The 21690-nt window shown below is 66.4% G+C and carries 17 protein-coding genes; 9 read left to right on the top strand and 8 right to left on the bottom strand.

Features of this window, described 5'->3' with window-relative positions:
• Positions 1-61: 61 nt before the first annotated feature.
• On the top strand, positions 62-1567 hold the full coding sequence (locus ACQR10_RS27620; RefSeq protein WP_316217098.1) for an amidase: 1506 nt from the start codon (positions 62-64) through the stop codon (positions 1565-1567).
• Between the two features lie 59 nt (positions 1568-1626).
• On the opposite strand, the gene ACQR10_RS27615 is transcribed toward ACQR10_RS27620, so the two are convergent.
• A complete protein-coding gene (locus tag ACQR10_RS27615) occupies positions 1627-2376 on the bottom strand; it encodes a haloacid dehalogenase type II (RefSeq protein ID WP_316217097.1) in 750 nt (249 codons plus the stop codon).
• Between the two features lie 200 nt (positions 2377-2576).
• On the opposite strand from ACQR10_RS27615, the gene ACQR10_RS27610 reads away from it, so the two are divergent.
• The gene (locus ACQR10_RS27610; protein ID WP_315801979.1) at positions 2577-3437 is read left to right on the top strand and encodes a LysR substrate-binding domain-containing protein; all 861 of its coding nucleotides are present in this window, start codon (positions 2577-2579) and stop codon (positions 3435-3437) included.
• A 294-nt stretch (positions 3438-3731) separates the two neighbouring features.
• On the opposite strand, the gene ACQR10_RS27605 is transcribed toward ACQR10_RS27610, so the two are convergent.
• Positions 3732-4034 carry an ArsR/SmtB family transcription factor gene (locus ACQR10_RS27605; protein ID WP_316217096.1) on the bottom strand — a complete coding sequence of 101 codons (303 nt, stop codon included), beginning with the start codon at positions 4032-4034 and terminating at the stop codon, positions 3732-3734.
• 61 nt (positions 4035-4095) lie between these two features.
• Between ACQR10_RS27605 and ACQR10_RS27600 the strand changes: the two genes are divergently transcribed.
• Positions 4096-5052, top strand: a complete 957-nt coding sequence (locus tag ACQR10_RS27600) for a threonine/serine dehydratase (RefSeq protein ID WP_316217095.1) — start codon at positions 4096-4098, stop codon at positions 5050-5052.
• A gap of 132 nt (positions 5053-5184) precedes the next feature.
• On the opposite strand, the gene ACQR10_RS27595 is transcribed toward ACQR10_RS27600, so the two are convergent.
• The 6 genes from ACQR10_RS27595 to ACQR10_RS27570 all read right to left on the bottom strand — a co-directional run bounded on the left by ACQR10_RS27595 (position 5185) and on the right by ACQR10_RS27570 (position 14498).
• Positions 5185-6780: a gamma-glutamyltransferase family protein gene (locus tag ACQR10_RS27595; RefSeq protein ID WP_315801982.1), complete on the bottom strand. Its 1596-nt coding sequence runs from the start codon at positions 6778-6780 to the stop codon at positions 5185-5187.
• A 139-nt stretch (positions 6781-6919) separates the two neighbouring features.
• Complete coding sequence (locus ACQR10_RS27590) at positions 6920-7303, bottom strand: RidA family protein (RefSeq protein WP_315801983.1); 384 nt, start codon at positions 7301-7303, stop codon at positions 6920-6922.
• A 160-nt stretch (positions 7304-7463) separates the two neighbouring features.
• Positions 7464-9797: an acetamidase/formamidase family protein gene (locus ACQR10_RS27585; protein ID WP_316217094.1), complete on the bottom strand. Its 2334-nt coding sequence runs from the start codon at positions 9795-9797 to the stop codon at positions 7464-7466.
• Positions 9798-10070: 273 nt separating this feature from the next.
• On the bottom strand, positions 10071-11312 hold the full coding sequence (locus ACQR10_RS27580; protein WP_316183181.1) for an acetamidase/formamidase family protein: 1242 nt from the start codon (positions 11310-11312) through the stop codon (positions 10071-10073).
• A 238-nt stretch (positions 11313-11550) separates the two neighbouring features.
• Positions 11551-13191, bottom strand: a complete 1641-nt coding sequence (locus tag ACQR10_RS27575) for an amino acid ABC transporter permease/ATP-binding protein (RefSeq protein ID WP_316217093.1) — start codon at positions 13189-13191, stop codon at positions 11551-11553.
• Positions 13192-13607: 416 nt separating this feature from the next.
• Complete coding sequence (locus tag ACQR10_RS27570) at positions 13608-14498, bottom strand: ABC transporter substrate-binding protein (RefSeq protein WP_316217092.1); 891 nt, start codon at positions 14496-14498, stop codon at positions 13608-13610.
• Between the two features lie 442 nt (positions 14499-14940).
• Here ACQR10_RS27570 and ACQR10_RS27565 point away from each other — a divergent pair, with 442 nt between their 5' ends.
• The 6 genes from ACQR10_RS27565 to ACQR10_RS27540 all read left to right on the top strand — a co-directional run bounded on the left by ACQR10_RS27565 (position 14941) and on the right by ACQR10_RS27540 (position 21652).
• Positions 14941-15765, top strand: coding sequence for an ABC transporter permease (locus ACQR10_RS27565; RefSeq protein WP_316217091.1), 825 nt, complete (start codon positions 14941-14943; stop codon positions 15763-15765).
• Complete coding sequence (locus ACQR10_RS27560) at positions 15765-16829, top strand: ABC transporter ATP-binding protein (RefSeq protein ID WP_315801988.1); 1065 nt, start codon at positions 15765-15767, stop codon at positions 16827-16829. The genes ACQR10_RS27565 and ACQR10_RS27560 overlap by 1 nt, the downstream gene beginning before the upstream one ends.
• Before the next feature lie 30 nt (positions 16830-16859).
• On the top strand, positions 16860-17891 hold the full coding sequence (locus ACQR10_RS27555) for an ABC transporter substrate-binding protein (protein WP_315801989.1): 1032 nt from the start codon (positions 16860-16862) through the stop codon (positions 17889-17891).
• An 82-nt stretch (positions 17892-17973) separates the two neighbouring features.
• A complete protein-coding gene (locus tag ACQR10_RS27550) occupies positions 17974-18804 on the top strand; it encodes an ABC transporter permease (RefSeq protein WP_316217090.1) in 831 nt (276 codons plus the stop codon).
• A 230-nt stretch (positions 18805-19034) separates the two neighbouring features.
• Positions 19035-20645, top strand: coding sequence for an amidohydrolase family protein (locus ACQR10_RS27545; RefSeq protein WP_316217089.1), 1611 nt, complete (start codon positions 19035-19037; stop codon positions 20643-20645).
• On the top strand, positions 20642-21652 hold the full coding sequence (locus ACQR10_RS27540; protein ID WP_315801992.1) for a CobW family GTP-binding protein: 1011 nt from the start codon (positions 20642-20644) through the stop codon (positions 21650-21652). Before ACQR10_RS27545 ends, ACQR10_RS27540 begins: the two co-directional genes overlap by 4 nt.
• Positions 21653-21690: the final 38 nt, after the last annotated feature.

The following is a 21690-nucleotide window of genomic DNA, read 5'->3' as shown; positions in this document are numbered from 1 at the left end:
GACCTCGTCCACCTTGCTCCGTTGCGCGTGGACGTGGTCGCACCGCGATCGAGAGGCCTTGATGCCAGTCCGACGTCCGACTGCTACCGAGCTGCAACAGGCCGCGCGCGAGATCGGCCTCGATCTCGATGATGCCAATGCGCTGTCGTTCCTTGCGCTGATGCAGGGGCAGCTCGACGCGTACGATCTCGTCGACGAGATGGCGGCGCCGCTGCCCGAGGTCAAATATCCGAGGCCCTCAGGAACACGCCCGCTGCCGGAGGACAATCCGTTCGGCGCCTGGGCCGTCACCGCGCACATCCAGGGCGCCGCGGACGGCAAGCTCAAGGGCAAGCGCGTCGCCATCAAGGACAATGTCTGCGTCGCCGGCCTTCCCATGATGAATGGTGCGACCATCCTCGAGGGCTACGTCCCGGAGATCGATGCGACCATCGTCACGCGCCTCTTGGACGCCGGCGCGGATATTCTGGGCAAGGCCGTCTGCGAATACTACTGCGCCTCCGGCGGCAGTCACACCTCAGCCAATGGGGTCGTCGAGAATCCGGTCGTGCCCGGCTACAATGCCGGTGGATCGTCTTCAGGATCCACCGCCCTGGTCATGGCCAACATCGTCGACATGGCCACCGGCGGCGACCAGGGGGGCTCGATCCGCATCCCCGCGTCCTATTGTGGTGCCGTCGGCCTGAAGCCGACGCACGGCCTCGTGCCCTATACGGGCATCTTCGCGGTCGAATTGACGGTCGATCACGCCGGCCCGATCACCCGCACCGTGGCCGACAACGCATTGATGCTCGAGGTGATGGCAGGGCCGGACGGGCTCGATCCGCGGCAGCGCGGTGCCTCGTCACAGCCCTATACGCAGGCGCTGCGGCAAGGCGTGGCCGGCTTGCGCATCGGCGTGGTGCCCGAAGGGTTCGGCACGGCCGGCGCCGAGACCGAGGTGGACGACCGCGTGCGCGAGGCGGCCGGTCGTCTCGCCGCCAAGGGGGCCGACGTCCGTGAGGTCGCAGTGCCGCTGCATGCCGCCGGGGCTGCAATCTGGACGCCGATCTTTCTCGAAGGCGCCACCGATCTGATGATGCGCAGCAACGCCTATGGCACCAACATGAAGGGCGTGTTTCTGGAGAGCCTGCTCGATGCCCACGCGCGCTGGCGCGATCGGGCCGGAGAATTGTCCGAGACGCTGAAGCTCGGCATCCTGACCGGCCACTATATGTCGTCGCGCAATCGCGGCCGCTACTACGGCAAGGCACAGAACCTCAACCGCCTGCTCACGGGAGATTATGATCGCGCGCTCGAACAGGCCGATCTGCTTCTGATGCCGACCACGCCGATGGCAGCGACCCGGCTGCCGTCCGCCGGGGCGTCGCGGGAGGAGATCATCGGCCGCGCCTTCGAGATGGTCGGTAATACCGCGCCGACCTGCCTCACCGGGCATCCCGCGATCTCCGTTCCGGTTGGGAAGACGGCGGACGGCCGTCCGATCGGCGCGATGCTGGTCGCGCGCCACCTCGACGAGTCGACGTTGTACCGGGCGGCTTCCGCACTGGAGGCGTGCTACCAGTGAAGGATGACGTCGTCCTGACAGCAGGTGCTCGTCGGATGCGGCGCGGGATCTGAGGGGATCTACGGCCTGGCAGTGGGTGGCAGCAGCCCAGGCAGATCGAACAGTCCCCGGACCCGGTGATCGGGCGCGAGCCCGAGCTCGTCCATCTGCATCCGCATCGCCTTGAACATCGTCAGCGGCGCAACGAGCGCGCAGCTTTCACAGGCTGCGGCCATCGCTTCGGGCGTGACCCTCTCGATCCATGCCACGGTCAGCCCGGCAGCCTTGGCACCGATCGCGTCCCACGGATTCGAGGACACGAACAGGACTTCGGCGGGCGCGGCTCCGAGCTCGGACTCGATCAGGGAATAGGCCTCGGGACTCGGCTTGAACATCGCTCTGCTGTCGACGCTGATGGTCTTGTCGAGAAAACGATCGAGTCCGGTGTTGCGCACGAGCGCGTTCAGCATTGCTGGCGCACCATTCGAAAGAATCGCCAGCTTGCGGCCGTGGAGACGCTCCAGGGTGGACAGCGTGTCCGGGTAGGGATCGAGGTGGACGTATTTGTCCATGATCACCTCGAGCAGCGCTTCTTCGTAGCCAAGGCCGAGGACCCGGAGCGTATAGACCAGGGATTGGCGCGTCACCGCCTCGAAATCCTCGTAGCGCCGCATCAGCGAGCGCAGCCAGGTGTATTCGAGCTGCTTCATACGCCAGATCTGCGTGATCATGTCGCCACGACCCGGGAAAGCCTGCTCGGTGACCGACGCCACCGATTGAATGTCGTAGAGGGTGCCGTAGGCGTCGAAGACGACGGTGCTGATCGCCACGGGGATGGTCCTTGTGTCGGAGCGGTTTTGTACGCGAAGTGCGGCAAGGGACCGCAATGCAGTCCCGTTGCGTCGCGTCAGGGACTTGACGCGAGTTCCGGCATCCCATGCCGCAACTCTGGTCTTTACGAAGTGTGTTCCGACCGACAAAGTGAATTATGACGATGTTGGTATCGTCTTTTTCGATAGCGGGGACTGTCGTGAACTTCGATATCGACTGCCTCAGATCGTTTCTCGTGATCGCGGACACGATGAGCTTCTCGCGGGCCGCAGAGTCCGTCGGGCGATCGCAGTCGACGATCAGCCAACAGATGTCCAAGCTGGAATTGCAGGTGGGCAAGCCATTGTTGACGCGGCGCAAGGGCCGCGTTCTGGAGCTGACCCCCGAGGGTGACCGCTTCGTCCAATACGCGCGGCGTATTCTCCAGCTCAATGACGAGGCCTATGCCTCGATGTGCGAGGATGTCCTCCTCGGTTTCGTTCGTCTGGGGGTTCCGCTCGACTTTTTTGGCCGCGACTTCACCACGTGGCTCGCGCGGTTCAAGACCAAGAATCCGATGGTGGGCATCGAGGTCGAAGCCAATCAGTCGGAAAGCCTGATGAAGCGGAGCGCCCGCGGCGAATTCGACCTCGCCTTCTTCAAGCAGGAGGCCGGGGCTCGAACCGGCACCTCGGTGCTGACAGAGCAATTGGTCTGGGTCTGCGGGCCGAACTACACGCCCGACGATGCGTCGATCCCTCTCGTCCTCTTCCCGGACGGCTGCACGTATCGGCGTTTCGCCATGTCGTCGCTGAAGCAGAACGACCGGCGTTGGCATCTCAGCTTCGTCAGTCCGAGCTTCGAGTGCCTCAAGGCGGCGACGCTCGAGGGGCTGGGAATCACCGTCCTTGCGCGCGCCCTGGTGCAGCCGCCGTTGCGCATCATCCGGCAGGATCTCGGTCTGCCGCGCTTGCCGACCGTCGAGCTCGCCTATGCGCGCGGCCGCAGCAACTCCCGCACGGTGGGGGAGCTGACCACGTTTCTCGCCGAGAGGCTGACGGGAGCGGGCGTGCAGCCATAGCTCGGATCTGTGCCGAACGGGCTTCGCTTGCGACCCGACGGCTGCGCCGCATAGGGCCAGGGCGCGCGAAGCACTTCTAGGGCCAATCGACGCCTCGACCGGATTGGTGCTGAGTCGAGGTGCAGCGGGTCGATCGCAGCGACAGCGACAAGATCAAGGAGGACGCCGTCGCCGCCTCCCTTTCGCGCATGGCGAGCTTTCCTCGCAGAAATCGCTGCGCCGTCGTCGTGGACAGGATGATGCTTCGGCGCGCTTCGCCGCAATTCCCGTTGCCCGCCAAGGTTCGCATAATTCCTATAGCGCGTCGCTGAGCAGCCGTCGCGCCGCCTTCAATCCCTGCTCGTCGCGCTTGTAGAACGTCCAGCCCTTGGCGCGCTTGCCCTTGACGAGGCCGGCGGCCACCAGCACGCGCATGTGCTCGCTCAGTGTCGGCGCGGAGACGCCGAGCTTTTCGGCAATGAATAGCCCGCAGACCCCGTCCTTGACGAGGTCGCCATCGTTCTGTGGCGGAAAATGCCGCGTCGGATCGCGCAGCCACTCCAGGATTTGCAGCCGCTTGTCGCTGGCGAGTGCGCGGAACACGCGGTCGGGCATCATTTTGGTACTTTGCCAATTAGCTAATTCATGTCAAGACATATCGCGCGTAGCGAGGTGCGACATGTCAGAGACGTCGACAGCGGTAACCCGGCAGCGGATCGCGGCCACCTATGAGCTGATCCGGCCTTACGTCCGGCGCACGCCGCTGATAACGGTCGATGGTGGTGATTTCGGCCTGCCGTCCTCCCTGTTGCGACTGAAGCTCGAATTCATGCAGCATGGCGGCTCGTTCAAGGCGCGCGGGGCGTTCGCCAATCTCCTGACCCGCGATGTGCCGGGGGCCGGTGTGGTCGCGGCGTCCGGCGGCAACCATGGTGTTGCGGTGGCGCTGGCGGCGCAACGTCTTGGCCTGAGAGCAGCGATCTTCGTGCCGAGCATCGCCTCGCCGTCGAAGATCGACCTCATCAAGCGCTTCGGCGCGGAGATCCACGTCGGCGGGGATCGCTATGCCGATGCGCTGGCGGCGAGCGAACGACATGTCGCCGAGAGCGGCGCCTTGCCGATTCATGCGTTTGATCAGCCCGAGACCATGCTGGGGCAGGGCTCGGTGGGGCTGGAGGTGGAGCGCGACGCAGATGATATCGACACGCTGCTGGTGGCGGTCGGCGGCGGCGGGCTGATCGGCGGCATCGCCGCGTGGTACGAGGGACGCGTCAAGGTCGTGCCGGTGGAGTCGGACGGCGCGCCGACCCTGCGCGACGCGCTGGCGGCCGGACACCCCGTCGACGCGCCCGCCGGTGGCGTCGCTGCCGACAGTCTTGCGCCGCGCCAGATCGGCGCACGCGTGTTTCCGATCGTGCAGCGGTTCGCGGCGGCGGAGGTGATCATCGTCAGCGACGACGACATAAGGGCGGCGCAGCGCGCGTTGTGGATGACGTTGCGCGTCGTAACTGAGCCGGGCGGCGCCGCGGCCTTCGCCGCGCTGCTATCCGGTGCCTACCGTGCGGGTCCGTCCGAGCGCGTCGCGGTTCTGGTCTGCGGCGCCAACACCACAGCGGTCAATTTCAAGAGTTGCTAGATGGATGGGCCGTGAATTCTGTGCCCCGTCATGGGATGTCGGAGACCGCTCCTGTGTAGGGTCGCGGTATTCGTCGCGGCCTCGGCAGAACGGAGAGAGCGGACTGCCGTTCAGCCGGTGTCTCGCATTCGATCAGCTCTCCGCGACCGCATCGCCCCAGGCATGGAAGATTTCCGTCGCGCCGCTGTTCGCGTCGCCCTGGCGCAGCACGACGCTGGGGCAGGCGAACTTCATCGGCATGGTCTGCACCGGCGCCGGCACGGTCTCGAACTTCGCCGTCAGCGCGTCCATCACCTCCGCCGGCAGCCGGGTGTCGGCGCCGACCACGTCGCCTTCGCTGGCATCGATGCGCGGCTGGTGGATCGCGGCATCGAGGTCCATGCCGTAGTCCATCACGAAGGACAGCATCTGCGCCACCGCGGGCAGGATGCGGCGGCCGCCGGAGGCGCCCAATGCGAGGCGGCGGCCGTCGGCGGCCTGCGCCACCACCGGCGTGTAGTTGGTGAGGCAGCGCTTGCCGGGGGCCAGCGAATTCGTCGTGCCGGGCGTCGGGTCGAACCACATGATGCCGTTGTTCATCATGATGCCGCTCTGCGGCGCCTGGAATTTCGAGCCGAAGCCGGACAGCAGGGTCTGCGTCACCGCCGCCATGTTGCCGTCGCGATCGACCACCGAATAGTGCGTGGTGCAGGCCGGTGCCAGATATTCGGCGCCGATCGCGCGCTTGCCCGCCGCGTCGCCCATGTCGTTGAGCCGCTCGCGATAGGCGGCCTGCACCGCCTCGGCATAGGCGATGAAGGCGCCGGCATCCGGCGCCTTGCCCGAAGCCGTTACGCTCGCCTGCATCAGCCGCAGCGCGTGAGCCAGCGTCGGGCCGGCGGTGAGCTCCGGCGTCGCGAACACCGCGCCGCCGCGATAGGGAATGCGCAGCGGCTCTCGGACATGCGCCTCGAACGCGGCGAGGTCATCCACCGAAAGCGCGCCACCGGCGGCCTGGATGTCGCGGGTCAGCGAGCGGGCGATGTCGCCGCGGTAGAAGTCGCGCGCGCCGGCGCTGGCAAGATGGGCCAGCGTCGCCTTCAACTGCTCCTGCGGCAGCCGCGTCACCGCCTTGGCGCCCCATTGCGGATTCGGCGGCAGGCCATCCTTCAGATAGGCCGCGGCGCTGCCGGGATAGCGGCGCAGGTCGGCGGCGCAGCTCGAGATCATCACGGTGGTCCACCAGTCCACCAGCAGACCCTCGGCGGCGAGCTTCACGCTCGGCGTGACCAGATCCGCCCATGGCAGCCGCGCGTAACGGCGATGCGCCGCCTCCATGCCGGCCACGACGCCGGGCACCGCGATCGCGCCGGGGCCGTGCAGATTGCGGTCGTCCTTGACGCGGGGCCATGGGAAGATGTCGGCCGCGACGCTGCCGTCATTGGCCAGCGGATAGTCGGCGACATCGAGGCTGTCGGGCGCGCGCATGCCGTAGTCGATCACTTCGACATGGTTGTCCCTGGCGCGGTACAGCACCATCGCGCCGCCGCCGCCGAGGCCGCTCATCCACGGCTCGAGCACGCCGAGCGCAAAGCCGGTCGCGACCACGGCATCGACGCAGTCGCCACCCGCGGCCAGCACCTCGGCGCCGATCTCGGCGGCGCGCCGCGACTGTGCCGCGACGATGCCGCCCTTGCTGCTCACCGCCGGCTTGCGGATCTGCTGACGATTGGAAAACTGATACGGCATGGCACTCCCCACGATCCCGCCTGATGGTCCGGCGAATTGACACCGGCCGGCGTCGGCGCGCAATCGGCGACAGCGGGACGCTCCCCAGCCCGGATCGAATGACGGGGCCTCGCGTTGAGGAGATGTTTACCAATGGGTACTATGGTCTTCGGCAGACCAGATCGATCTCGATCAGCGCGTCATAGGCCAAGCCGGTGACGCCGACGCAGGTGCGGGCCGGCAGCCGGTCCGGCGGGAAGAATGAACGGTAGGTTTCATTCATCGCCGCGTAATCCCGCTTGAACTCGGTCAGGTAAATCCGAGACATCACAATATGTTCGAGGCCGAGGTTGAGACCTTGGAGGATGTACTTCAAGTTCTGCATCACCGCCTTCGTCTGATCCACGATCCCCTCCGGCAGCACGCCCGGCGCCTCCGGCGAGTCCGGCATCTGGCCGGTGACGAACACGAAGCCGTCGGTCTCGACGGCGTGGCTGAAGGGGGCCACCGGCCTGGTCGCGCCGGAGATCATGTGGAACTGCATAGGGATGCTCCTTTGTTGTTGGGCTTCGTGGTAGCGACAGCAATGGTCGTCATTGCGAGGAGCGAAGCGACGAAGCAATCCAGGCAGCGCGTGACGCCCTGGATTGCTTCGCTCGCTCGCAATGACGGAGATCTGGGATGGAGTTGGGGCGCAATGAACGTCAGCGTTCATCCTCGAACAGCCGCTTGCTCAGGATCGCGTGGACGCCCCAATTGCCGTCGACGACCTGGGTCACGCCGAAATCCACCGCGGCGGACATCAGCGCGACCGCCTCGTCCTCGCTCAGGCCTTTGACGTGCATCAGGAAGCGCCGCATCTTGCGGAACGCGTCCTTCATCGCGAGGTCGAGCGAGGAGGTCGCGTAGACCTCGCTCTGGCCCTGCGCACCGAACTCAGCGAGATAGTTCGGATGGCTGAAGCCGGTCAGCACCCAGTCGGTCGCGGTTTCGATCAGCGGGTAGGAGAGATCGGCGAACGGCTGCCCCGCGAGTAGCGCCTTCTTGTGCAGGATCACCTGGAACGTGCCGGTCATCGAGCATTCGATCGCGGTGCCGCCGAGCTCCCCGTCGCCCTGGGTGGCGTGGGGATCGCCGACGGACAGCAGCGCGCCGGGCACCGCGACCGGCAGATACACCGTCGATCCCCTGCCGAGCCGCCAATTGTCGAGATTGCCGCCGAAATAGGAGGGCGGAATCGAATCGACGAAATCGGCCTCGCGCGGCGCCACCGCGATGACGCCGAAATGCGGCCGCAAGGGAATGCGGATGTTGTCGAGCACGCCGTGGCGGCGCTTGATGCTGTCGGGGGCGACGGGAACGCCCGGATAATCGTAGGTGGCGTGCACGATCCCGGCCGGATCGGTCTGCGGTTCCCAGCGGTACGAATAGAGTGCGCGGGCATGCGGCTCGGGCGCATCGGCGAAGATCTCGTAGATCGTCACCGCCTCGCGCGGCGCCGGCGCGGCGATCAGCTCGTTGTAGTGATAGCCCCACCACGCCGCGACGCTGGAGCCGAACACGCGGCCTGCATGTTTCGGGTTGCGGCTTGGCCGCGGCACGATGTCGAGGATGCGCACCTCCAGCACGTCGCCGGGCTGCGCGTCCTTGATCGCCACCGGGCCGGTGCAGATGTGCACGCCAAAACCTTCGCCGGCGCCGCGGCCGAACACACTGGCGTCCATCGGGCCGGCGCCGCGGCGGTCGACGTTCTTCTTCGCCTTGGTCCAGCCGAACACGCTGAGCGCAGCCGCGTCGCCTGCGATCATCAGCTCGGGATCATCGGAGGCATGCTGGGTCAGCGTCTCCACCGTGATCGTGTCGCCGGATGCGATTTCGATCTGCGGCGGCAGCGAGCGGCTGAAATAGCCCCAATGCACACGCTCGGCCGAGACCGCCAGATGATGGTGATGCCGCTGCGCGTCCTGGTCGTTGGCCGGCGCGGGCAGGGCGACATCGCTCCTGGCCGACGCCGGCCTCTCGCAGGCGCGCTGCTGCGCCAGCGCGTCCTGCGGCCATCCGCGCTGGCCGCGCGGGGCCGCCGCCGTCACCGCCTGCTCGGCCTTCTGCTGCCGGAACTCGCGCGGCGACAGGCCGAAGCGGGCGCGGAAGCTGCGGCTGAAATGCGCCGAATCGGCGAAGCCGTAGCGATAGGCGATCTCCGAGATCGAATGGTTGGCTTCGGCCGGATTGGACAGGTCGGTCCAGGCCCGCTGCAGCCGGCGTTCTTTGACGTAGTGGCTGAAATTGTCGCCGGCACTCTCGAACAGCTTTTGCAGATAGCGCTCGGAAATGCCTTCGGCCTGGGCCACCCGCGCCGGCGTCAGCTCGGCATCGTCGAGCCGCCGCTCGATGGTCTGGCAGAGCCGGTGCAGGATCGCGGCCTGCGTCGCGCTGCTGCCGGCCTCCGCCGCCGGCGCGGCTTGTTGATGGGCGAGTGTGAGCAGCAGATCGACCATGCTCTGCGCGACCGTGCTCCATTCGGCATCGCTCAGGGTGTCGAGCGCGCGTGCGGTGGCCTCGATGGTGCGGCAGACCACGTCGGCCAGGCCGCTCGGCGCGATCACCTGGGCTTGGGCCAATTTCAGCCTGCCGCTGATGCGGCCATGCAGGGCGTCCGCCGTCACCGACAGCACGATGGCGCGCAGACCGCGCTGGAACGCGATGCTCCAGTCGCCGGCGCGCGGCAACAGCATCAGATGTCCCGCGGGGACGATGCGATGGCCGTCGCTGCAGCGGAGCAGGGCGCCGTCCTCGATCGCGAGCAGGGCGATCGGCAGATCCGCATGGGCCTGCGGAACCGCAGTGATCGCCTGCGCGCCCGCCGACAGCCGCGAAAGAGCGATGCCCGGCGCTTGGCGATGCGAGGCGGTGGCATGACCATCATAAAATGGTGTCTTCGCTGCGGGCTGTAGCCCGACCGCATTCAGCACGTCGCGCCACGCCTCCGGACGCTCGCCCTCGGCATAGGATTCGCTGGTGAACGGACGAAAACTCATGGCACGCCCCGGGTCGGGGAATTCTAAGCAACCCCCGTGCCAGATGAGCTTCATGACCTGCCGTGTATCGGTGTTGTTCAGTTCGCTATTCCTCCACTCATTTGGATCGGTGCTCGTGCCACAGGCGCGATCGGTTCCCCTCCCCCTTGTGGGGAGGGGTTAGGGGAGGGGGCCCACAACGGCGGTCTCGCCCCGGGGCACCCCTCTCCCCAACCCAAGGGGGGAGGGAGCGCACCATCCGCGGGGCGGGAGCTGGCTATACGTTTCGCAAAATCACTCACACCGGAACACGTTCTTCCGGATCGTGCCATGCACGCCCCAATTGGCGTCGACCACCTGGGTGACGCCGAAGTCGGCGCCGACCGACATCAGCGAGATCGCCTCGTCCTCGCTGAGGTGATGCACCGTCATCAGGAAGCGGCGGAGCTTGCGGAAGGCGTCGCGCATGGCGCGGTCGAGACTGGAGTGGTTGGCGATCTCGGTCTGCGCATTGGCGCCGAGCTCGGCGAGATAGTTCGGATAGGTGAAGCCGTAGACCGACCATGCCTGGTCGGTCTCCAGCAGCGGATGCGTCAGGCCCTCGAGCTGCGTGCCGCCGAGGTCGCTCTTCTTGTGCAGGATGAACTCGAAGTCGCCGGTCAGCGAGGTCTCGATCGCGGTGCCGCCGAGTTCGCTGTCGCCCTGCGCGGCATGGGGATCGCCGACCGAGAAATAGGCGCCGGGCACGGCGACCGGATAGTACATCCGCGCGCCCTTGCCGATACGCCAGTCGTCGATGTTGCCGCCGGTGTAGCTCGGGGGGATCGATGAGACATAGTCGGCCTCCGATGGCGCGAGCCCCATCGTGCCGAAATGCAGCCGTGCCGGCACCTTCACATTGGGCAGGATGTTCTCGCGCTTCTTGATCGTGGCGTGGTCGACCGGCACGCCGGGATAGTCGATGGTCGGGTGCACGATGCCGTCGGGATCGGTCTGCGGCGTCCAGACGTAGTTGTAGACCGCCTTGGCGAACGGCTCGCCCGCGGTGTCCAGCTCGAAGATGGTGATGACCTCGCGCGGTTTCGGCTCCTCGATCAGGTCGTGATAGTGGAAGCCCCAATTGGCGGCGGCGTTGGAGCCGAAGCACTTGCCGGCATGGCAGCCGCATCGGCTCGGCCGCGGCCTTATGTCGAGGATGCGCACCTCGAGCACGTCGCCGGGCTCGGCGCCTTCGATCGCCACCGGTCCGGTCAGCAGATGCACGCCGATGCCTTCACCGGAGCCGCGGATGAACGGGCCCTCGGTCGGACCGGAGCCGCGCCGCGCCACGGCCTTGTGCTCTTTCGTCCACTTGAACACGCTTTCCGCGCCGGGATCGTCCTTGATCATGCGCTCATAGTCGTCATTGGCGTGATGCGTCAGCGTCTCGATCGTGGCGCGCTCGCCGGAGCGCAGGGTGAGCGCGGGTGTCACCACCTTGGAGAAATAGCCCCAATGGACGGTCTTGTTGGACACCGGCAGCAGATGGTGTTTCATGCGAGGGCCTCTTTGCTCAGAGATCGAGATTGTCGTGCGGTGAATTCGAGGGCGGGCCTCATGGTTCTCAAGGCGATGCCGGAGGCATCGTCCGGAGACGGCGCTGCGCGCCTCCTCACCATGAGGGTCGGAAGCGAGGCCACCTCACCCACGGACCTCATCCTGAGGAGCCCGCTGCAGGCGGGCGTCTCGAAGGATGGCCGCACGCAAGCGCTCGCTCCTAACGTGAAGGATGAACTCATGCCACCGCGTCCTTCGGCCGCTCGGCCTCCATCACCGAGAGGAAGCGCGCGGTCAGCGGATGGCGCGGGTTGGTCAGCACCTCGTGTGCGGGGCCTTCCTCGAGGATGACGCCGCCATTGAGGAAGGCGACGCGGTCGGCGACCTCGTCGGCGAAGCGGATCTGGTGCGTCGAGATGATCATCGTGAGGCCGTCGTCGATGGCGAGACGGCGGATCACCTCCAGCACCTCGTTGACCAGCTCCGGATCGAGCGCGGAGGTCGGCTCGTCCAGCAGCAGCACGCTCGGATTCGGCGCCAGCGCGCGGGCGATCGCGACGCGCTGCTGCTGGCCGCCGGAGAGATGCCGCGGCAGCGCATCGGCGCGATGCGACAGGCCGACACGGTCGAGCAGCTCAAGGGCGCGACGCTCCGCTTCGAAGCGGCCGAGCCCATGCACCCAGCGCAAGGGACCGGCGATATTCTCCTTGGCCGTGAGATGCGCGAACAGATTGAACTGCTGGAACACCATGCCGACGCCGACATTGGCGCGCTCGTTGGCGATGGCGCGCGGCGACAGCTTGCGTCCCCGGTCGTCGAAACCGAGCTTGCGGCCGCCGACGCGGATGTCGCCGGCGTCCCAGTTCTCCAGATGATTGATGCAGCGGAGCAGGGTGCTCTTGCCGGAGCCGGACGGCCCGAGCAGCGCGATCACCTCGCCGATGCGTACGGTGAGATCGAGGCCGTCCAGCACCTTGTTGCCGTCATAGGCCTTGCGCAGATCCGTGACCTCGACGGCGACGTTGTTGCGGGCGATCGTTGCGGCACGCCGGGCCCGGTCTTCGATCGACAAGGCGAGCGGCGGCGTCTCCTTCAGCTCGGCGGGCTCGGGCGGCGCGGCCTCGATGGCAGGGGCTGTCTTCTCCGCGAGCTCCAGCTTCGTCGCGAAATCGGCGCGGCGCCAAGGTAACAATAGCGCAAGGTAGTCCGCCAGCTTGCGCTGCTTCGCCGTGCGGTCGAGATCGAGCAGCCATTCGAGCGCAAGCTGGATGACGCTGATCGCGCCGGTCAGCACGAGATAGATGAGACCCGAGGCGAAGAAGATCGAGAAGAAGTCGAAGGTGGAGGACGCGAGCTGCGTCGAGCGCAGGGTAAGCTCCTGCACGGCGATGACGGAGGCGAGCGAGGAGTTCTTCAGCGCGCTCACCGCCTCGTTGCCGAACGCGGGAATCATGGTGCGGATCGCCTGCGGCGCGATGATCCGGCGCATCAGGACGCCGGGTGTCATGCCCAGCGCCTGGCCGGCCAGGAGCTGGCCGCGATCGACGCCGAGCACGCCGGAGCGCAGCATCTCGGCGATGAACGGCGCCTCGTTGCAGGCGAGCGCGAGGCCCGCCGCCAGCACCGCCGGCAACTTGATGCCGATATGCGGCAGCGCGTCGTAGGCGAACACCATCTGCAGGATCAGCGGCGTGCCGCGGAAGATCACGGTGTAGCCGCGCGCGATCGCCGCCAGCGGCCAGAACCGGCTGAGCTGCATCGCCGCGAGCACGAGGCCGAGAATGAGACCGCCGACCAGGCCGAGCGCGGTGACCTGCAGGGTCAGCTCGATGCCCTGCAGCAGATACGGCATGCTGAGATAATGCAGGAAGAGGGACATGAGGGGGGCGGCCTGGCTACGTAGGGTGGGCAAAGGCGCAAAGCACCGTGCCCACCGCGGTGGTTCGAGAGAAGGAAGAAAGGAAGAAAGAAGGTGGGCACGCTGCGCTTTGCCCACCCTACGAAGTCTGCGTGCGTTGTTGCGCGGTATCGGAACTCAGATGGTCAGCAGTCGCGAAGCTCAGCGTTTGATCGAAATTCAGCAGCCGCTTGCTGCTTGAAGCTGTCGCTGTGAGGCAAGGTGTCACAGCTGCGGTGCTGCGCTCCCTCCCCCCTTGTGGGGGAGGGTTGGGGAGGGGGGTACCCAGGAAAGACTGTCCCGTGCCCGTGTCGACCCCCACCCCCGACCCCTCCCCGCAAGGGGGAGGGGAGCGCACCGTCTCCGCGGCAGCAGCTTCGCTTTCGAAGCCGCGCCTGTTAGTCCGCCGTCAGGATGTCCGGCTCCTTGAAATTGGCCGGGTCGAGCTGCCACTTCTTCAGGAGCTCCTGGTGGATGCCTTCCTTCTGCACCTCGATCAGGGCGGCGAGCACGGCATCGCGGAATTTCGGCTTGTCCTTGGGCACGGCGATGCCGACCGAATAGGGGATGGTGACGGCGATCGCCTTCTCGAGCTTGTCCGGATAGGCCTTCACCGCCTGGTCGACCGTGTTGACGTCGTTGACATAGGTATCGGCGCGGCCGGCGAGGATGGCCTGGATGCAGTTGGCGTTGTTGTCGTAGAGCTGGATCGTCGGCTCGGGTTTGCCGGCTTCCTTGCATTTTGGCGCGAGATCCTGGATCAGTGGCACCTCGACATAGCCGGTGTTCTCGGCCGCGGCCGCGCCGCACATCGACATGTTGATGCCGTTGATGCCCTTCGGATTGCCCTTGGCGACCAGCACGCCGTCGAACACCTTGGAGTAGGTGATGAAGTCGGCGGCCTTGGCGCGCTCCTTGGTGGCGTAGATGTCGGAGATCACGATGTCGGCCTGGCCGCTCGCCAGCGTCGTCAGAAGCGCTGCGAAGGTCACCGGCTTGTAGGTCAGCTTGAAGCCGAGGCAGTCGCCGATGGCCTCGCCCAGATCGATGTCGAAGCCGACATATTTGCTCGGATCCTTCGGGTCGATCGACTCGTAGCCCGGCGTGTGCGGGTTGATGGCATTGACCAGCGTCTTGCCCTTCCAGTCCGGATATTTCTCCTTCAGCGCCGCGCAGCCCGTGGGCGTCGCCGCTTGAGCGTCGATCGGCGCGAGAAGTCCCGCCGCGATGATGGCGCCGAGCGCGGCAAGCCACGCGCGCCGCGCCCCAGTGAATAGCCTCGTCTGCATGTTGCCAGCTCCTTCGAACGATGATGTCGCGCTGGTCCGGCGGTGCATTGGTGCCGTCGCCCCGGTCCAAGCTCGGGGCGAAGCTTAGGTGCGCGCCCGCGCGGATGACTTGTCCGTGGACGCACAAAATATTGGATCGTGCCGGTGCAAGAATTGAGCACGCATTGCCCAAAACCGCGCCGCTGCGACGGACCGTCGCGCAGGCCGTGCCCGCGATCGGAAATCCAGAAATCAGCAAGGCCCCCGCGCCGGCGACGGGACATGCGCGCAGGGCGCTAGCGCCAAGATGGAAGCGGCACCGCGTCACGCGTCAGGATCGCAGCATCGTGTCGCCCATGCGTATGTGCATTGCGATAACCCGTGGCACAGGCTTGGCGGCGGCGGAGCCGCCGACTACGATGCCGCCGCATAAGCTGCTGATCTGTTTGTTGAGGTGTCCGCAATGCTGTTCCGTTTTACGGGACAACCATCACTTGGCCAATTCGCAGTGCGGACACTGATCGTCGTCGCCTATGCCATCATCTTCGCGCCTGTGATCATGATCGTGATGACGAGCTTCTTCGCGCAGGAGATCGTGAGCTTTCCGCCGCCGGCGCTGTCGCTCAAATGGTACGCCAACGCGCTGAGCAAGCCCGAATTCCTGCGCGGCCTGGTGACGAGCTTCCAGGTCGCGCTGCTCGCCACCGCGATCGGCGTGCCCTTGGGCACGGCGGCGGCGCTCGCCATCGTGCGCGGCGAGTTCCGCGGCCGCCAGGCGCTGAGCTCGTTCCTGCTGGCGCCGCTCGCGGTGCCCGGCGTGGTCGCCGGCTCCGGCCTCTACATGCTCTACGTGCTCGCCGAGGACCTGCTCGACCGCGACATCAAGGCGACCACCGAAGGCCTCGTCGCCGCGCATACGCTGCTGGCGATCCCGTGGACGGTCCGGCTCGTTGTCGCTAGCCTGCAGGGACTCGACCGTGCCGCCGAGGAGGCCGCCGCCAATCTCGGCGCCAGCCCGTTCAAGGTGTTCCGCCGCATCACCCTGCCGATGATGCGCTCCGGCATCGTCGCGGCTGCGATGTTCTCCTTCATCCAGAGTTTCGAGAATCTCGATCTGTCGATGCTGCTGGTCGGGCCCGGACGGATCACACTTCCCGTTGCCATGCTGAACTATCTCGAATTCCGCATCGATCCGACGCTCGCTGCCGTCGCCACCGTGCAGATCGCGCTGGTCGGGCTGCTGATGGTGATCACCGACCGCTTCGTCAAACTGTCGCGGGTGGTGTGATGGCGCAGCTCACATTGGAGAAGCTGACCAAGCGCTTCGGCACGTCGATCGGCGTGGAAGGGCTCGATCTCGCCGTCAATGAGGGCGAACTGGTCGCGCTGCTCGGCCCGTCCGGCTGCGGCAAGACCACGACCTTGCGCATGGTCGCCGGCTTCCTGCCGCCGACCAGTGGCCGCGTGCTGTTCGACCGCGAGGACGTCACGCATCTGCCGGCCTACAAGCGCGCCACCGGCATGGTGTTCCAGTCCTATGCGCTGTTTCCGCACATGAGCGCGGCCGACAATGTCGGCTTCGGCCTGGAGATGCGCGGCCTCGGTACGGCCGAACGCAAGACGAAAATTGCGGAGGCGCTGAAGCTGGTGCGGCTGTCGCATCTCGCCGACCGGCTGCCGCGGCAATTGTCCGGCGGACAGCAGCAGCGCGTGGCGCTGGCGCGCGCGCTGGTGATCAATCCGCGCATCTTCCTGCTCGACGAGCCCCTGTCGAATCTCGACGCCAAGCTGCGCGCCGAGGTGCGGCTCGAGATCCGCGCGCTGCAGCAGCGGCTCGGCCTGACGACGCTGATGGTGACGCATGACCGCGAGGAGGCGCTGACCATGGCCGACCGCCTCGTGGTGATGGAGGGCGGCCGCGTGCGCCAGATCGGCACGCCGCAGGAGCTCTACGACTCGCCGAAGGATGCGTTCGTGGCGGACTTCGTCGGCCGCTGCAACATCGTGGCGGGCCGGCGTGCGAATGAGCGCCAGTTCCGCACCAGCGGCGGCCTGCTGCTGCCGGTCGATGTCAGCAGCGGCGAGCGCGACAATGCCGACGCCTTCGCGCTGCGTCCGGAACGGATTGTCATCGCGCCCGGCGAGTCCGGCGAGGTGCGCGGCCGCCTGCAGGCGATCACCTATATGGGCGCGCAGACCGAATATGTGGTGGCACTCGGTGATGAGACGCTGGTCGCGATCAGCCCGACGCCCGACGCCGGCGAGCCGCTGGCGGCGCTCAGGCCCGATGATCCGGTGTCGCTGCAATGGGACCGCAAGGTCCCGCGTCTCGTGCCTCAGACATCTTCGTAACGCATCCCATCCACAGCGAGAGGTTCTGCCATGATTTCGCGACGTCATTTTCTCTCTGCCAGCGCCGGCATGGCCGCGCTGGCCTCCGGCATGCCAACCGCCCGCGCCGAAGGCGGACAGGTCGTGGTCGGCACCTGGGGCGGCGACTACGGCCAGTTGCTCTCTGACATCATCGACAAGCCGATCATGACGCCGAAGGGCTTCGAGATCGTGCAGGACGTCGCCAACGCCGATCCGCGCAAGACCAAGCTGCTGGCCGAGCGGCAGAGCCGGCGCGGCTCGATGGACGTCGCCTGCCTGTCCGACAACGACGCCTACATCGTGTCGCAGTCCGACGTGTTCGAGAAGGTCGATGCCGCCCAGGTGAAGCGGCTCGACAAGGTGTTCCCGGAGCTTCGAAGCGAGATCGCGATTCCGCATATCTATTCGGCGCAGGTGATCCTCTACAACACCAACCAGGTGAAGACGCCGCCGCAATCCTTCGCCGATCTGTGGGATCCGAAATGGCGCGGCAAGATCGGTCTCGCCGACATCCTCTATCCCAACAACACGCTGGCGGCGGCGCTGGCCGGCGGCGGCGGAGTCAGCAATCTCGATCCGGCCGAGAAGAAGCTGATGGAATGGCGCTCGCTCGACGTAAAGATCTATCCGTCGAACGAGGCGCTGGCGGCGGCGCTGAAGTCGGAGGAGGTATGGCTGACCACGATGTGGCTCGCCCGTGGCTTCATGTGGAAGAAGTCCGGCATTCCGCTCGCCCATGTCGTGCCGAAGGAGGGCACGCCGGCGATCGTGTTCCAGGCCTCGGTGCCGAAGAACGCCAAGAACAAGGCCGGCGGCTTCGCCTATCTCGACGCGATGCTGGATGCCAAGGCGCAGGGCGGCTTCGCGGACAAGATGGGCTACGTCCCGACCGTCACCGACGCGCCGCTGCCGGAGGATCTCGCCAAGCAGGTCAGCCTCACCGAGGCCGAGCGCGCGCGGCTGCTGAAGCCGGACTACGCCTATGCCGCCGGGCGCTCGCAGCGCACGCTCGACTTCTGGAACAAGGAGTTCAAGGCGTAGGCCTTGGATGATGCGCTCCCTGCGGCCTCGCCGCAGGGGCCGCGGCTGAACAGCCGACACCTTCGCAATCGGAGCTCGCGCGATGGCGCTGCTGGTCGTCCCTGCCTGTCTCCTGGTCCTGGCGCTGCTGGTCGGGCCGATGATCCTGATGTTCCGGATATCGCTCAACCAGTTCAGCCCGACCCAGTTGATGATGCAAGCGCTGTCGCTGGACAACTACATCAAGGCCGCGACCGATCCATATTATCAGCAGATCATCCTCGCGACGCTCGGCATCGCACTGCTGTGCACTCTGCTCACGCTGATTCTCGCCTTCCCGGCGGCCTATTGGCTCGGCCGCATGGAGAGCCGCTGGAAGAGCCTGGTCGTGATCGCGACCCTGTTCCCGCTGCTGGTCGGCAATGTCGTGCGCTCGGCCGGCTGGATGGCGCTGTTCGCACGCGACGGCCTCGTCAACACCAGCCTGCTGAAGCTCGGCCTGATCTCGACGCCGCTGGAGATCATGTACACGACCAAGGCGGTGATCATCGGCATCATCGCGGTGGTGCTGCCCTACATGATCCTGACGCTGTCGGCGGTGATCGAGAGCATTCCGCGCGATCTCGAATATGCCGCCGCCAATCTCGGCGCCTCCGGCGCGCGGGTGTTCTGGCGGGTCATCCTGCCGCTGTCCGGCCCCGGCGTCGCCGCCGGCTCGATTCTGGTGTTCGTTTTGTGCATGAACACCTATGCAACGGCGGTGCTTCTCGGCGGCCCGCGATTCAAGATGATGGCGCCTGCGGTGTACGACCAGTTCGTGCGCGGCAACAACTGGCCGATGGGCGCCGCACTCGCCTTCATGCTGCTGGCGGTGACCATGGCGTTCACGGTGTTCGGCAGCGTGGCATTCGCGCGGCGGTACAGGACGGGATAGGCGTGGAACGTGTGGCGCGAGAACTTCATCGCGCGCGCGGTGTAACCTCGCCCCGCTTGCGGGGAGAGGTCGGATGGCATCGTCAGATGCCATCCGGGTGAGGGGGTACAGGTCTCACCACAAACACCACCCGTGCGTCTGCCCCTCACCCCAACCCTCTCCCCGTAAGAACGGGGAGAGGGAACGCACTGTGCGCTTGGTTTACTAATTGGATCAAAGGAATTGTCGCTATGACCGACCAAGCCACGACACTGCCCGGCGATGAGCTCGCCTTCATCAGGAACAAGGGCGCCGCGCCGATCGTGCCGAAGGCAACGAGCCGCGATCGCGGCATCGGGCCGTTCAAGCGGCTGGCGCTGCGCAGCGCCACCGTGATCGACGGCACCGGCGCGCCGCCGATCGGGCCGGTCGACATCATCGTCGAGAACGGCCGGATCGTCAGCATCAAGAAGGTCGTGGGCTACGGCTATGCCGGCAACGCCGGCGAGCCGGCCGATCACGAGATCGACTGCCGCGGCAAATGGGTGACGCCGGGCTTCGTCGACTGCCACGCCCATGCCGGCGTCGCCTATCATTCCGCCAATGGCTGGGTGCCGCCGGTCGACTACGTCTACAAGCTCTGGCTCGCGCATGGCGTCACCACGGTGCGCGAGATGGGCTCGATGAACGGCCTGTCCTGGATGCTCGACCAGAAGCAGCGCGCCGAGAACAACAGCATCGCCTCGCCGCGGCTGCTGGCCTATGCGTACTTTCCGGCCGTCAACGACATGGTCAAGACGATCTATACGCCGGAGCAGGGGCGGAGCTGGCTGCGTGCCGTCAAGGAGCGCGGCGCCGACGGCATCAAGTTCTTCGGCGCGCCGCCCGCGATCATGGAAGCCGCGCTCGACGAGTGCAAAAAGATCGGCCTTCGCACCGGCTGCCACCACGCCCAGATGGCGGTGTCGCGCATGAACGCGCTGACCACGGCCAAATGGGGCCTCACCAGCGCCGAGCATTATTACGGCCTGCCGGAGGCGCTGTTCGAGGATCGCGTCATCCAGAACTTCCCGCTCGACTACAACTACACCGACGAATATTTCCGCTTCTCGGTGTCCGGACAGATGTTCCGGCAGGGCGCCGAGCCCGGCTCGGCCAAGTGGAACGAGGTGCTGGAGCAGTTCCTGGAGATCGGCTTCACCTTCGTGCCGACGTTCACGATCTACGACGCCAACCGCGACCTGATGCGGGCGCGCCAGGCGTATTGGCACAAGGAGTATACCTGGAAGTCGATGTGGGACTACTTCACCCCGCAGCGCGGTGGCCACGGCTCCTATTGGTATCGCTGGTCGACCCAGAACGAGATCGAGTGGAAGGAGAACTACCGGCTCTGGATGGCGTTCATCAACGAGTACAAGAACCGCGGCGGCCGCGTCTGCACCGGCTCGGATTCCGGCTTCATCTACCAGATCTTCGGCTTCGGCTATGTCCGCGAGCTGGAGCTGCTGCAGGAGGCGGGCTTCCATCCGCTGGAGGTGATCCGCTCGGCGACCTCGCAGGGCGCCGCGCTGTGCGGCCTCGAGGACGAGATCGGCACCATCGACATCGGCATGCGCGCCGACATGCTGGTGCACGACCACAATCCGCTGACCGACTTCAAGCTGCTCTACGGCACCGGTGCGATGCGCTTCAACGATGCGACCAACGCGGTCGAGTGGCATCGCGGCCTCAAATTCACGATCAAGGACGGCATTATCTACGACACCGAAGAGTTGCTCGCCGACGTCCGCGATCTGGTGAAGGCGAGCTGGGAAAGCGACGTGCCGGAGAAGTACGCCACCAAGGACGCCGCGGCGCCATGAGCGCCTCTAGCATCGACTTCTTCGTCCTGACCGGCTTCCTCGGCTCCGGCAAGACGTCGCTGCTGCGCGACGTGCTCACCGCGGAGACGGCGTCGGATACGGCCGTGATCGTCAACGAGGCCGGCGAGGTCGGGCTCGACGGCGTGCTGCTGCGCGAGAGCGGCGACGACGTGCCGATGGCGATGCTGTCGAACGGCTGCGTGTGCTGTCAGGTCGGCAGCGATCTCGCCTTCACCATCGATCGCCTGATCATGGCGCCGCGGCCGGATGGGCTGCCGCCGTTGCGGCGGATCATCCTGGAGACCTCGGGCCTGTCAATGCCCGGCCCGGTGCTGCGCCAGCTCGCGACGCTCGCCGAGCACCGTATGCGCGTCGCCGTCGTCGCGACCTACGATCTCACACGCGGGCTCGGCGTCGCGACATTCGAGGAAGCTGCCGCGCAATGGGCGGCGGCGCATCGCATCGTCGCGACCAAGGCCGATCTCGCGCTTGACGCGCTTGTCGGAGCGCAGGTTGCGATCGCGCAGCTCAATCCCGTGGCCGAGGCGATTGCCAGCGCAAATCGCGTGGCCATCGTGACGGCCGCATTCGCGCCGCTGGCAACATCGCTGCCGCTGCGCGAGGTCGCGCCCGATCTGTCCGCCGCGCATCCGCGTCTCGCGCTCTGCCTCGTCCGCCCGCCGGCTGAGATTGCCTATGCCGACCTCGCCGGCTGGCTCGACAATGTCGCGGGCCGGCTCGGCGAGCGGCTGCTGCGCATCAAGGGCCTCGTGAAGGTTCACGAGGCGCCGCGGCCGCTGCTGGTGGAAAGCGTCGGGACGGTGTTCTCGCCGCCGCGGCAATTGACGGCCGAGAAACCGCCGGCGCCGTTCATCGTCGTGATCGCGCGCGACATCGTCCGAGTTGAGCTCGAACAGGTCGAGCCAATAGGCATGTTCAGCTTCTCTTGGCGCGAGCCGGAGAGCAATGCCGCGCCGCGCGGCATCCGCGCGGAGTGGGTGACTTAGGCAGCTGCATCAGTGGCGTGGCGCCAGACACTTGGCTG

Origin of the sequence: Bradyrhizobium sp. HKCCYLRH2060 (genome assembly GCF_051168135.1) — a bacterium.
Classification (GTDB): Bacteria; Pseudomonadota; Alphaproteobacteria; order Rhizobiales; family Xanthobacteraceae; genus Bradyrhizobium.
Note: the sequence above shows the minus strand (reverse complement) of the source record. Positions and strands in the feature narration are given on the sequence as shown.